11 protein-coding genes and 1 tRNA gene are annotated in these 12,584 nt (G+C 67.6%); 3 read left to right on the top strand and 9 right to left on the bottom strand.

Annotation, left to right across the window (positions count from 1 at the left end; all coding sequences use genetic code 11):
* The first annotated feature begins 3 nt into the window (after positions 1 to 3).
* A complete protein-coding gene (locus tag QCD70_RS02930; protein ID WP_301213647.1) occupies positions 4 to 948 on the top strand; it encodes a metallophosphoesterase in 945 nt (314 codons plus the stop codon).
* 57 nt (positions 949 to 1,005) lie between these two features.
* A tRNA-Pro gene (locus tag QCD70_RS02925) sits at positions 1,006 to 1,082 on the top strand.
* A 76-nt stretch (positions 1,083 to 1,158) separates the two neighbouring features.
* Here QCD70_RS02925 and QCD70_RS02920 read toward each other — a convergent pair.
* From QCD70_RS02920 to QCD70_RS02905, 4 genes are read right to left on the bottom strand one after another with little or no spacing between them, the layout of a single operon-like run.
* Positions 1,159 to 1,773 carry a thymidine kinase gene (locus tag QCD70_RS02920; RefSeq protein WP_301213646.1) on the bottom strand — a complete coding sequence of 205 codons (615 nt, stop codon included), beginning with the start codon at positions 1,771 to 1,773 and terminating at the stop codon, positions 1,159 to 1,161.
* 52 nt (positions 1,774 to 1,825) lie between these two features.
* On the bottom strand, positions 1,826 to 2,920 hold the full coding sequence (locus tag QCD70_RS02915; protein WP_301213645.1) for an Rv2578c family radical SAM protein: 1,095 nt from the start codon (positions 2,918 to 2,920) through the stop codon (positions 1,826 to 1,828).
* A gap of 39 nt (positions 2,921 to 2,959) precedes the next feature.
* A complete protein-coding gene (locus QCD70_RS02910; protein ID WP_301213644.1) occupies positions 2,960 to 3,919 on the bottom strand; it encodes a ThiF family adenylyltransferase in 960 nt (319 codons plus the stop codon).
* Positions 3,919 to 4,707, bottom strand: coding sequence for a GNAT family N-acyltransferase (locus QCD70_RS02905; RefSeq protein WP_301213643.1), 789 nt, complete (start codon positions 4,705 to 4,707; stop codon positions 3,919 to 3,921). Before QCD70_RS02905 ends, QCD70_RS02910 begins: the two co-directional genes overlap by 1 nt.
* A 203-nt stretch (positions 4,708 to 4,910) precedes the next feature.
* Between QCD70_RS02905 and QCD70_RS02900 the strand changes: the two genes are divergently transcribed.
* The gene (locus tag QCD70_RS02900) at positions 4,911 to 5,768 is read left to right on the top strand and encodes a hypothetical protein (RefSeq protein WP_082479429.1); all 858 of its coding nucleotides are present in this window, start codon (positions 4,911 to 4,913) and stop codon (positions 5,766 to 5,768) included.
* Between the two features lie 5 nt (positions 5,769 to 5,773).
* Here the strand turns inward: QCD70_RS02900 and QCD70_RS02895 are convergent, their stop codons facing one another.
* From QCD70_RS02895 to QCD70_RS02875, 5 genes are read right to left on the bottom strand one after another with little or no spacing between them, the layout of a single operon-like run.
* On the bottom strand, positions 5,774 to 6,418 hold the full coding sequence (locus QCD70_RS02895; protein ID WP_301213642.1) for a DNA-binding response regulator: 645 nt from the start codon (positions 6,416 to 6,418) through the stop codon (positions 5,774 to 5,776).
* Entirely contained in the window at positions 6,415 to 8,742 is a 2,328-nt protein-coding gene (locus QCD70_RS02890) for a putative bifunctional diguanylate cyclase/phosphodiesterase (RefSeq protein WP_301213641.1), read from the bottom strand. Before QCD70_RS02890 ends, QCD70_RS02895 begins: the two co-directional genes overlap by 4 nt.
* 35 nt (positions 8,743 to 8,777) lie before the next feature.
* Positions 8,778 to 10,268: a malate:quinone oxidoreductase gene (locus tag QCD70_RS02885; protein WP_301213640.1), complete on the bottom strand. Its 1,491-nt coding sequence runs from the start codon at positions 10,266 to 10,268 to the stop codon at positions 8,778 to 8,780.
* On the bottom strand, positions 10,256 to 11,407 hold the full coding sequence (locus tag QCD70_RS02880; protein ID WP_301213639.1) for a hypothetical protein: 1,152 nt from the start codon (positions 11,405 to 11,407) through the stop codon (positions 10,256 to 10,258). Before QCD70_RS02880 ends, QCD70_RS02885 begins: the two co-directional genes overlap by 13 nt.
* Entirely contained in the window at positions 11,404 to 12,552 is a 1,149-nt protein-coding gene (locus QCD70_RS02875) for a sensor histidine kinase (protein ID WP_301213638.1), read from the bottom strand. The genes QCD70_RS02880 and QCD70_RS02875 overlap by 4 nt, the downstream gene beginning before the upstream one ends.
* Between the last annotated feature and the right edge of the window lie 32 nt (positions 12,553 to 12,584).

Genomic DNA, 12,584 nt, shown 5'->3' with positions numbered 1-12,584 from the left:
CCGGTGGCCCCGTCCCGCACCGCCACGGCCGCCGCGACAGCCCTCGGGCTGACCGCGGCGGCCGGTGCCGCGGCCTTCGCCTGGGGTTCGCTCGTCGAACGCCGGCTCTTCACCCTTCGCCGCGTCTCGGCTCCCGTGCTTCCTGCCGGATCGGCGGACATCCGGGTTCTGCACATCTCAGACCTGCACATGGCCCCCTGGCAGCGCGACAAGCAGGAATGGGTGAGGCGGCTCGCCCTGCTTCAGCCCGACCTGATCGTCGACACCGGCGACAACCTGGGACACACCGATTCCTACGACGCCATCAGCTACGCCCTCGAACCGCTCCGCGGCATCCCCGGCGTCTTCGTCAACGGATCGAACGACTACTTCGCCCCCACGTTCAAGAGCCCCCTGCGCTACTTCATGGGCCCATCGAAGATGCACCGCGATCCGACCCGTCTCGATACGAAGCAGCTCGAGAGCACCTTCGCCGACCTGGGCTGGCAGAACCTCAACAACCGGGCCACGAATCTGGTCGTGAACGGCACCCGCATCGAGTTCTTCGGCGTCGACGACCCGCACCGCCACTACGACCGGCTCGACCGTATTCCGGGCGCGCTCGACGAGCTGCGCGAGAACGAGGACGACGACTACACGGCCGACCTCACGATCGGAGTGGCGCACGCTCCGTACCAGCGCGTGCTCAACTCCTTCGTGACGCACGGGGCCGATGTGATCTTCGCCGGGCACACCCACGGCGGCCAGGTCTGCGTTCCCGGCTTCGGGGCGCTCATCACGAACTGCGACATTCCGAGAGACCAGGTCAAGGGTCTCAGCGTGTGGCGGCACGGTCTGCGAGCGGCCTACCTCAACGTCTCGGCCGGACTCGGCACATCGATCTACGCGCCCTTCCGCTTCTCCTGCCTGCCTGAGGCCACGTTGCTGACGCTCACCTCCACGCACTGACCCGTGCACGCGGCCCCCGCCGAAATCGGCTAGGATGATTGAGGCCTTCGGGCTGATCGGGGTATGGCGCAGCTTGGTAGCGCGCGTCGTTCGGGACGACGAGGTCGCAGGTTCAAATCCTGTTACCCCGACCACAACAGGCTCCCTCTCATTCGAGAGGGAGCCTGTCTGTTTCAGCCCTGCGATCGGGTCGGCGGCGCATCGATCGGGTCAGACGCTCGAGCCGAGCACCCCGCCGCTCTCCTCGAGGTAACAGACGCCGCACAGCGATTCGTAGGTGACGTGTTCGCCATCGATCGCCACCTGTGCTCCGTCGAACACGAACACGTCGTCGATCTTGCGCGAGTTGAAGATCGCCTTGCGTCCGCAGCGGCAGATGGTCTTCAGCTCTTCGAGACTGTGGGCGATCTCCATGAGCCGCGCGCTGCCCGGGAAGGCCGAGGTCTGGAAGTCGGTGCGGATTCCGTAGGCGAGAACGGGCACGTCGTCGAGGATGGCGATGCGCAGCGCGTCATCGACCTGCTCGGGCGTCAGGAACTGCGCCTCGTCGATGAGCAGGCACGAGATGGGGCCGGCGCCATCGGCGATGGACCGGTCGCGGCGCTCGAGGAAATCGGCCCTGAGCTTCGACTCCGGCGTCACCAGAAAGTCGACGGCACGCGTGACGCCGAGTCTCGACACGATGCGGGTGTCGCCCTTGGTGTCGACCGACGGCTTCGCGATGAGCACATTCTGGTCGCGCTCCTCGTAGTTGTAGGCGGCCTGGAGCATCGCCGTGCTCTTGCCGCTGTTCATCGCCCCGAACCGGAAGTAGAGTTTCGCCACCGCTCTAGGGTAGTTGCTCGCACGCCGGGCCGACCCCGGCCCACGGCCCGCGTCAGAACAGGGTCGGCTGGCCTTGGTCGATCTCCTCGGGAATGATCGCGCCCGAGGAGACTGTCGGCCTGCGTGCCGGGCCCGGCCCGCTGAACCCGATGGCTTTGCTGCGGATGCCGCCGGACGCCGGGTCTTCGATGCCTCGCTGCAGTCCGTGCGCACGGATCAACGGCTGGATGCGCGCGGCCAGCCACTTTCTGTAATCTTTCGGCGCATAGCTGTTCGTGCCGTAGTACATGCGCCCATACTGCTCGACCAGCTCTGGATGGGCGTTCTGCAGCCACTGGAAGAACCACGGCTTGACCCCCGGGCGCAGGTGCAGCGCGGTGTAGAGCACCGTGGTCGCCCCCGCCGCCTTGATCTGCCCGAGGGCATGATCGAGGTGGGCCTTCGTGTCGGTGAGATAGGGAAGGATCGGCATGAGGAACACGCTGCAGTCGAGCCCCGCGTCTCGCACGGCCGTGACCGTGGCCAGGCGGGCCTTGGTGGAGGGGGTGCCCGGCTCGATCGACTGCTGCAACTCGTCGTCGTAGACGGCGATCGACATGGCGAGGTCGACCGGAACGCGAGTGTTCGCCTCGACCAGGAGCGGAAGATCTCGGCGCAGCAGCGTGCCCTTGGTGAGGATGGAGAACGGCGTGCCCGAGTCGGCGAGGGCCGCGATGATGCCCGGCATCAACCGGTAGCGACCCTCGGCCCGCTGATACGGGTCTGTGTTCGTGCCGAGCGCGACGGGATGCCTCTGCCACGACGGGCGTCGCAGTTCTTTCTCGAGCACCTCGGCGACGTTGAGCTTGACGATGAGCTGCGCGTCGAAGTCCGCTCCCGCATCGAGGTCGAGATAGGTGTGCGTCGGACGGGCGAAGCAGTACACGCAGGCGTGGCTGCAGCCCCGGTACGGGTTGATGGTCCACCCGAAGGGCACGGCCGCCGTCTGCCCCGGGATCTTGTTCAGGGCCGACTTCGCGAGGATCTCGTGAAAGGTGACGCCCGCGAACTCGGGGGTCTGCACCGAACGGACGAGATTGTTGAGCCGGGCGAGCCCGGGCAGCGCCGCGGGCTCGGTCGTCGCTATCGCCTGACCACTCCATCGCATCGAGCCATTCGAACATGTATTCGAATGTCTGTCAAGCGACTAGGAACCGGGCGCGGTTCCGTCTCTGCGCCGATCGATGTCGGCGACGGTGTAGCTGGCAAGCGGGTTGCGTCCGAGCTTCTGCCGCGCCGCCGCGACCACGAGATGGCGCAGATGACTTGCCCGCCCGGCTCGCAGCACACGCGCGCGGAAGCTGTAAGCATCCATGTACGCCATGCGGGGCGCCCACACGGGCTGGGGGCGACGCGCGGCAACACCCCTGGTGAGGTGCAGGAACGCCTGCGCCGACGCGATCGACGACAGCAGGTCGATGCCGATGGCCAGCGACGGCAGCGAGACGGATGCGCCGGCTCCGTCGATCTGCCGAACCGCCGAGAGCGCCCGCAGGTCGGAATAGGGCGGCACGTACGGGAGGCTCCGGGCGAGGTCCATGCTGTGCCCCGCGATCTCGTCGAGCGGCATCCGCTCATCGAGGCCCATGAACCGCTCGAACGTCCAGGGCCCCGTTGGGGCGAACGAGGTCACCTGGGCGGCGAAGCCCACGTTCATGGCCATCAGATCCGGTATTCCCCGTGCTCGGGCGGCTCGCGCGATCAGAACGCCGATCTCCGGCTGGGTGGACTCGGACTCGTCGATGACGAGATCCGCCCCGGCCACGAACTCGTCGATCGAGTCGGGTGTCACCCCCGAGGTGAGCACGGTCACCCGCGCCTCGGGATTGATGTCGAGCACCCGGTCGCGGAAGACCTCGGCCTTGTTGCGGCCATAGGTGGATGAGCCGGCGCCCTCGACCCTGTTCGCGTTCTGAGGCTCGAACACCTCCGGGTCTGCGACGGTGAAGCCCGAGACGCCCATCCGAGCGAGTTTCAGCCCGAACTGGAACCCACCGCCGCCCGCGCCGCCGATCGCGACACTGGAGGCGATCAGAGCCTTCTGTTCGTCTTCACTCCAGAACCCGTAGTTGCGCGAGAATTCCGGAGATCGGAACGACCGGGTCATTACGCCGCACTCGTCGCGGCGCTGGACACCCGTCCGACGAACACGAGCCGGGGCTCCGCGGCCAGCAGACGCTCGACGAGGTCGCTGGTGCGGGCGGTCACCGTGGCGGTGGAGGCCTCGACATCGATCTCGATGGGCACGTTGTAGTCGAGATAGTGCTCGATGAACCTCACGTCGCCGACGCGGTCGATCGTGATGATGCTCTTCAGGTGCCGCTCGAACCACGGCTCGATGATGGCGAAGGCCCGACCGAGGCCGTGGTTCGTGACGTAGGCCAGCATCAGGGCGAACAGGTGCCACTGGATCGAATCCTGCACGACGGCCTTCTCGTGCCTCGCGATGACGCGGGAGACCTCGACGGCGTTCCACGGCAGCGGACCGTCGACGAAGGCGTCGGGGCAGAAGTCCTCGACGGGCAGCGGGGCGCCGTGCAGCGAGTCGCCCGCCCTTGCCTGCCCTCGCACGATCAGTCTCGAGACACCGACGACCCTCGTGCCGCTCGGGTGGTTCTCGAGGACGCAGAACGTCACGGAACGCGAGTCGTCCGCATCGCGATCCGTACCGTCGGGCAGAAGATCCTTCTCGGAGAGCTGCCCGGTCTGGTCGACATAGACTCGACGCCTCAGCTGGAAGTGGGCGAGGTACTCGGCCTCCAGGCCGGGAACGGCGACACCGTCGACGGCCAGAACTCCCAATGCGAGTCGGGAACTCGGCGACGAGTCGAAGACGGTGGACGAGACGACAGGGATGACTGCATCGTTCGTGACGGTCTGATCAACGTGTGACATACCGCCCCTGCATCGTAAGTTCCGTGGCACATATGGAGCTTGCGGACAACTGCGCCCCCTCACCTGTCCCGTTCTTGTTCGATCATATGGCAGGCGCGACGTCGTTTGAGGCCGGACAGGTCGCGGCACGCCATCTCCAGCCGCGTCAGAGGCCCCAAAGTTGCTAGTCTGGGCTTCGATACGATCGTGACCGAGGGGACCCCATGCCAGCTGGAGATGCACAGGCCTTCTCGCTCGCGCGCTCGAGCGGACCGCACTCCGAGGAGCGCACGCGCATCCTTTCCATCGCGACCCGTCGCGTGGGTGCGTCCGGCCTCGACGTGGGGTTCGAGCAGTCGACGCTCGACGACATCGTGCGCGAGGCGCAGGTCTCGTCACGGGTGGCCACCCGTATATGGCCCAGCCACGATGACTTTGTTTACGACCTGTTCACTGAGATCGCGCAGCAGACCCGACGCGACCTCACCGACACGGAGACCCTGGTCGCCACGTGGGGATTCCTGAGCTCGCGTCTCAACGACCTGCGTACTCCCGAGGGCCGTCGAAGCATCATGCTCGACGTCGTGCGAACGGCCGCGGAGCAGAATCTCGAAGAGGTCGCGACGTCCGCCGCCTGGAGGAGCTACGCGAGCCTGTCCCTCACGATCCTCTCCCGCCCCGAGAGCCCCGGCCGCGCCGCCGTGCTCGAGGCCCTGCGCAACAGCGAACTCGCCTTCATCGACACGATGGAGATGTTCTACCGCAACATCATGGCCACCGTCGGCTATCGCCTCAAAGAAGAGTTCCACAACGACTACCACCCCTTCGTGGTCGCCACCGCGGCCGTCGTCGAGGGGCTGGGCATCTCGCGCACGACCGTGCCCGAGATCGTCGACTCGCACTTCTCTCGCGCGGGCGAGAGCGAAGGCAACTCCTGGTCGCTCGTGTCGCTCGCCTTCGTCGGTGTGATCGAGGCCTTCGTCGAGTTCGACCCCGACTACGAGCCCGAAGAGGCGATCTCCCGTCTCAGCGGCGGCGTCGACGTCACGCCGTCTCCCGCCGAGAACCCGCAGGGCTACTAGGCTCCTCAGTCGGATTCGGCGAGGTAGCCGTCCTCCGCTGCGCGTCTCAGCAGTTCGTCACGGGTGTCCACACGGCGGCCCTGGGATTCGTAGGTCGCCCGGATCGCCTTCAGCGCCGTGCGCACGCGCTCGAACCGCACGCCTTCGATGAGGGCGATGTCGACCGTGCTCTCGCCGCGTGAATACAGTCGCAGCACACGCAGGTGCCAGTCGTCGAACGGCGGATGCTGCCCCTCCGGGTCGTCGACGACCGTGTCGGCCTGCGGCTGGTCGCGACCGAGCACACGGCGCGCAGCCACGAGCACGGCCTCGGCGGGCCGCGACTTGGGAACGAACGCGTCGGCGCCGGCCGCCAAGGTGTCGTCCTCCGCTTCGAGCCCCGCCTCCGTGCTCATGACCACGACGCGCACGCCGGCTTCGGCGCACACTCGGATCCGCTCCTCCAGCGGCGCGGGCGAATCGATCGTGCGCGCCATCACGACGACGTCGGGGGGAAAGGCATCGTCCGCGATCAGCTCCTCCCAGCTTCCGACGGCGGCGACCACGTGGAAGTCGGGCGCGTTCACGCTGATCCAGTGCGCGAGGCCGTCGACGATCAGGACATGGTCGTCGAGAAGGGCGATCGTATTGATTCGGGCGGCATCGTTCACGAGATCACCGCCGTCGTGCCGTGAGATCGGATGCGGTCCATCGTCTGCCTGAACGACTGCGGCCGGCCGAAGTAGTAGCCCTGCGCGCTCCGCACACCCAGCGCGACCATCACGTCGACCATGTCGGGGCTCTCGATGCCCTCGACGATCATCGTGTAGTCGAGGTTGTCGCCGAACCCCTGCAGCGCCTTGATGACCTCGCGCTGCCTCACATCGCCGAGGTCGTCGATGAGGCTCTTGTCGATCTTCAGGATGTCCATGGGGAAGCGCACGAGCGCGCCCACCGACGAGTCGTCGGACCCGTAGTCGTCGAGGGCGATGATCACGCCGGCATCCTGCATCACCTCGGCCTCGCGTCGCAGGTCGTCGGTGACCGAGCGCAGGGACCGCTCGTTCAGCTCGATGCAGAGCGACACGTTCGGGTGCGACTTCGCGACCTCGCGGATGAACGGGCCGAGGTGCTCCTCGCCGATCTGCCCCAGCTCGAGGTTCACGGTCATGCAGGCGATGCTCGGCTCGAGGGCGTGGAACTTCTCCGCCGCATCCATGGCCTTCACGATGATCTGCCTCGTGAGCTCGTCCATCAGGCCGAGGCTCTTGGCGCGGGCGACGAGAGACGACGGCGAGATGGGGCCGAGCTCGGGATCGATGTAGCGCACGAGGGCTTCGAACGCCCAGATGCGGCCCTGGTCGATGCTCACGATGGGCTGGAAGGCGAGCGTGAGCCTGTCCTCCGTGATGGCGCGGGCGACGATGTCGTTGGTTCGTGTGGAGCGATGCGACGCGATGCTCACGCTGCTGCCCTCGGCCGGTCCGCCCTGACGCCTCGAGCGCTTGACCTGCAGCATGCTGCGGTCGGCGTCGACGACGAGCAGCTGCGCATCGATCTCGCGGTGTCCCGAGAAGGCGAGGCCGGCGCTGACGACGGGCCGGAACTCCTGGCCGTCGAGGGTCAGCGGTCGTCCGATGTCATGGATGATGCCGTCGGCGAGCTCCTTGCTCTGCGCCACGGTCTGCAGCTCCGTGAGGATCGCGACGAACTCGTCGCCGCCGATGCGCGAGACGAAGTCGCGGCCTCCCACCGAGCTGCGCAGACGATCGGCCACGGCCTTCAGCAGCTCGTCGCCCGTGTGGTGGCCTCGCGAGTCGTTGAGCTTCTTGAAGTTGTCGAGGTCGATGAAGAGCACGGCGATGCCCGAGTGGTACGACCGGTTCTCGTTCGCCTCGATCAGCGCGGCCTGGAAGGCGCCGTAGTTGGGCAGTCCGGTGAGGGGATCGCTGTTCGCCCGGCGCTCGAGACTGTCGACGTCGTGCTGGATGCGCGCCGTCTCGCTCGCCATATGCGCCAGGGCGGTCAGGGCCTGCTCCTCCTCGCGCCCGAGGGGAAGGGCGCCGAGCCGCCTCGACGCGACGATGTACTCGTCGGTGCCGGGCTCGAGGCGAACCGGCGCGCCGATCTCACCGGGGCCGGGCGGCTCGTCCCTGACCTCGGTCTCGCCCGCCTGCAGCACCATCTGCGCCCGCACCTCGAGCGCCCTGCGCAGGCCCGTCTCCGTGGCCCAGGGCAGCTCGACCGCCGCCGTGACCACACCGCTGAGCCGCCGGTGCACGGCGCGGAAGCGGACGCGTTGCGCGATCACGAGGAACAGCGTCGCGACGAGGAGGATGACCGCGGGGGTGAGTCGCGCATCCGGATCGTGTTCGAGCCACGGGATGACCGCGCTGTCGACGGCATTCATCAGCGTCGACACGACGGCCACGAGGAGCACCACCCCGAAGAAGCGCATGGGGCTCAGCGCCGACAGACCGAATCGCTGGTCGAGCCCCCAACGTCCTCGCGCGCGGATGAACTCCAGCAGTATCGCGATGCCGAAATAGCACAGGCTGGCGACCGTGTAGCTGACGAGCTGCCAGACTCCCGCACGGGTCAGCTCGTTGTGCACGACGACGAAGGCCACCCCGCTCACGGCACTGATACCGACCACGTAGAGGCCGACGGCGACGCTGCGCAGCACGATCGTCTGCGAGATCATGAGCCCGACCGCCCAGATCGCGACGGTGAGCAGGTATTCGGATGCCGGTCGCGAGATCGCGAGGAGCGTCACGGCGACCCCCAGCATGGGGAGTCCGCTGATGCGCCCGATCGGCATGCGCAGGTGCGCGCACATGATGCATCCGAGCACCGTGACCAGCTCGACGGTCCAGGAGTCGGGCGGGGTCACGATGACCCCGACGACGGCGTAGACCAGCACGACCCCTGCGAGCACGATGAACGGCGCGACGAAGATGCGGTCGAACAACGACAGTCTGAAGCGATCGACCATGAGCCCGGGTCCCCTTTGGCGCGGCGCCCTGCCCCTCAGGATGCGAGGTGCAGTGCCTTGGCGGTGCTCGACAGCACCTTTCGGGCCGTCGCCGGCGAGTCGGTCAGTCTGGTTCCGAACGACGGGATCATCGTGCGGATCTGCGGAACCCACCGGAGGTAGTCGTCGGGGAAGCACCGCTCGAGCACATCGAGCATGATCGGCACGGCTGTGGACGCCCCCGGCGACGCGCCGAGGAGACCGGCGATCGACCCGTCGGCAGACGCGATGACCTCTGTTCCGAACTGCAGCACTCCCCCGCGCTCCGAGTCCTTCTTCATGACCTGCACGCGCTGTCCGGCCGTGATGAGGTACCAGTCCTTCGGGTCGGCCGTGGGCATGAACTCCTGCAGCGCTGCGAACTTCTTCTTCTTGCCCGCCAGCAGCTCGCCGATCAGATACTTCATCAGATCGAGATTGTCGCGCGCCACGGCCAGCATCGGGCCGAGGTTGTGCGCCCGGATCGATCCGGGCAGGTCGAGCCAGGACCCCTTCTTGAGGAACTTGGGGCTGAACCCGGCGTACGGTCCGAAGAGCAGAGACGGTTCTCCGTCGACCACGCGGGTGTCGAGGTGGGGAACGCTCATCGGCGGCGCTCCGACGGCGGCCTTGCCGTAGACCTTCGCCCGGTGCTCGGCGACGACGGCCGGGTTGTCGGTGCGGTAGAACTGGCCGCTGATCGGGAAGCCGCCGAAACCGCGGATCTCGGGGATGCCGGACTTCTGGAGCAGATGCAGGGCGCCGCCGCCGGCCCCGACGAAGACGAAACGGGCGTTGACGGTGGTGGGGGTCGACCCGACCAGCTCCTTGACGGAGACGTTCCACGTTCCGTCTTTCTGGCGCCTCAGGTTCGACACCGAGTGCTCGGTCTTGAGGCTCGCTCCCCGGCTGGTGAGGAAATCGAAGAGGTGCCGCGACAGGGAGCCGAAGTCGACATCGGTGCCCGCGGTGATGCGGGTCGCCGCGACGAGCTCGTTTTTCTTGCGGCGACGCATCAGAGTCGGCGCCCACGTGTAGATGACGGCCGGGTCTTCGGTGTACTCGATGCCCTCGAATAGCGGCTCGTCTCGAAGCACTTCGTAGCGCTTGCGCAGGTACTCGACGTTCTTCTCGCCCCGCACGAACGTCATGTGCGGCGTCGAGTTGATGAAGGTCGACGGGTCTGGGATGTCGCCCTTCTCGACCAGGTACGACCAGAACTGCCGGCTCACCTGGAACTGCTCGTTGATCGCGACGGCCTTCGACGCCTCGACGGTTCCGTCGGGCAGTTCGGGCATGTAATTCAGCTCGCAGAGCGCCGCATGGCCCGTTCCCGCGTTGTTCCACGGGTTGGAGCTCTCACCCGCGACATCGCCCAGCCGTTCGAAGATCCTGATCGACCAGTCGGGCTGGAGGATGGAGAGGAATGTGCCGAGCGTGGCGCTCATGATGCCGCCACCGATCAGAACGACGTCTACGGGTTTGCCTGCTGCGCTCACATCTCCCATGATACGGCCGCCCGACCGCCCGACGAGTCGAAGCGGAAGGTCACGGCGAGGCCGCCGTCGACGGCGATGACCTCGACCTGGTCGAAGACGAGACGCACCATGCGCACGAACGGCGTCAGGGAGGGCGGCGGCAGTGCACCCGGCCGGGCCGCGAACGCGACCGAGCCCCAGGCATCCGTCTCTCGTCGCTCGAGAACGAGCGACGGCCTGGCCGATGCGCCGATCTGCTCGACGATCTCGCGAATGAGCGCGCGCAGGGCCGCGGTCTGGCGATCGTCGAGGTGCGCGGCCACCCGGTCGTCGTCGCTGTAGCTCTCGACCGCGTCGGCCAGAGTGCCCTGCGAGATCCGCTCGACGATCGCCCTGCGGAGCACCGACGCCAGTTCTGCCGCCCTCACGGCGTCGTCGGGCCCCATCGACCCCGTCCGCTCCAATCGGGTGAGGAACGGCACCACGTCTCGTCGCAGCGATCCGAGCTCGCCCATCGCATCCGTCTCGGCGAGGCGCGTGAGCACGGCGCCGACATGCTGCGTACGCTCCGCGTCGGCGTCGCGCCTCGACTGCTCGAGGCTGCCGATGAGGCTGCGTGCGTAGGCGGCCGAGCCGAGGCCGATGGCGATCGAGGGCGTCGCGGCGGTGAGGGCCAGGATGCTGAGGGTGACCGTGGTGGTCGAGCTCAGGTTCTGCACGATCGCCAGGGCGAAGGTCACTCCGACGGCCTGGAGGGTGAACCACACGATCTCGGCGGATCGGCGGTACGGCGCACCGAGGATCAAGGCGAGACCGAGGCACACGCCACCCCAGTCGTCTCTGATGAGCGCGTTCGAGCCGAACTGGCTCAGCGCGTTGAGCACGCTCGCGAGCATCACCCCGCCCAGGAAGATCTGAAAACGCCCGAGGGAGACGAGAGGGCCGAACGGGTCGGCCGCTCTGATGAAGTACACGTACGACGCCGCGAGCACCAGTTGCGCCGCGGCCGCCACGACGGGAAGAGAGATCTGGTCGCGCCCCGACTGAGTGAGCGAGAGCGCGATCGACAGGGCCACGCTCACGACGCCCACGGCGATCACGAACATGCGGGCCGTCACTCTGGAGACCGGATCGAGCTCGGCCGCGGTCGGCTGCGCCGCGCCCGTCATGCGCCGGGCTTCGGAACGGTGAGGAGCACCGAGGTGCCCGCGCCGGGTCGCGACCAGACCGTCGCCGATCCCCCGACCCCGAGCATCCGGTCGTACACCGAGATGCGCAGGCCGAGACGGTCGGCCGGCGTCGACGACGAGACGAAGCCGCGCCCCGAGTCGGCGACCATCGCGGTGACCTCGTCGCCGGACACCGCGATGGCGAGCTCAGCGATCGACACCCCCGCATGAAGGATCACGTTGACGAGACACTGCTCGACGGCCCCGACGAGCGCCTCCTCCGCGATCGGGTCGAGTGCCGTCAGCTCGGCGGCGTCGCCGGACACGATCACCCGCAGGCCCAGCGCACCCACCCGGTCGAGCACGTGGGCCAGCCTGCTCTCGCTGGTCGACTCGATCAACCCCGGGATGGCGATCGTGCCCGGGGTGCGCATGAGGTCGTCACTGCGTTCGAGCAGTTCGAGGTCGCGGCGGATCACAGCGAGATGACTGTCGGGGATGGTGCCGGGGGCCAGCATCGCGAGGGCGTGCAGATCGCCGAGAACCGTGTCGTGCAACAGGCTCGAGGCGTGACCGAGCAGCCGCGCCTCCTCGACGATGCTCTGCTGCGTCTTCGCCGCCCGGTCGAGGGCGGGAGCCTGCTGCACGGCTCCCCGGCGGGCGACCCAGAGCACGACGAGCAGCAGCGAGATCGCGATGAAGGAGCCGAACGCCGTGAAGTCGAGCACGACCTCCCGCCCCCCGAGGTGGGCTCCGAGAAGCGCGGCGCTCGAGGCCGAGGCATAGCCGAGTCCGCAGACGACCAGGCACGATGTCAGCGAGCGACGGCCGACCCCCGAGACCGTCGCGGCCACCACGGGCAGGCTGAGCACGATGCTGTCGGACTTCTGACCCGGGGTGAGCAGGGGCTCGACGCTCAGTGCGTAGGCGAACGCCGCCGCGCACACGACCATGAGCCCGATGACCGTCTCGACCCGACCATGCAGGCGTTGCAGAGCGTAGGCGCCGCCGCCCATCACCGCGAGGGATGCGATGGGGACCGCCGCGCGCCACGGATCGGCGTCGCCACCCGTCTGCGGGTGGAAGGAGGCCAGCACGCCGACGATGATCGCGACCGCGGCGAGCAGGATCAAGGACAGCCACACGGCGGCACGGGTGAGAGCCCGAGACGTGAAGA

The organism is Agreia sp. PsM10 (assembly GCF_030433855.1).
Taxonomy (GTDB): Bacteria; Actinomycetota; Actinomycetes; order Actinomycetales; family Microbacteriaceae; genus Agreia.
The sequence above is the reverse complement of the archived record's forward strand: the minus strand, read 5'-3'. Positions and strand labels throughout refer to the sequence as shown.

Coding starts and splice junctions, on each gene's coding strand:
- QCD70_RS02900 (WP_082479429.1), top strand. CDS start 4,911: ATGCCAGCTGGAGATGCACAGGCCTTCTCGCTCGCGCGCTCGAGCGGA.
- QCD70_RS02905 (WP_301213643.1), bottom strand. CDS start 4,707: ATGTCACACGTTGATCAGACCGTCACGAACGATGCAGTCATCCCTGTC.
- QCD70_RS02890 (WP_301213641.1), bottom strand. CDS start 8,742: ATGGTCGATCGCTTCAGACTGTCGTTGTTCGACCGCATCTTCGTCGCG.
- QCD70_RS02915 (WP_301213645.1), bottom strand. CDS start 2,920: ATGCGATGGAGTGGTCAGGCGATAGCGACGACCGAGCCCGCGGCGCTG.
- QCD70_RS02880 (WP_301213639.1), bottom strand. CDS start 11,407: ATGACGGGCGCGGCGCAGCCGACCGCGGCCGAGCTCGATCCGGTCTCC.
- QCD70_RS02885 (WP_301213640.1), bottom strand. CDS start 10,268: ATGGGAGATGTGAGCGCAGCAGGCAAACCCGTAGACGTCGTTCTGATC.
- QCD70_RS02910 (WP_301213644.1), bottom strand. CDS start 3,919: ATGACCCGGTCGTTCCGATCTCCGGAATTCTCGCGCAACTACGGGTTC.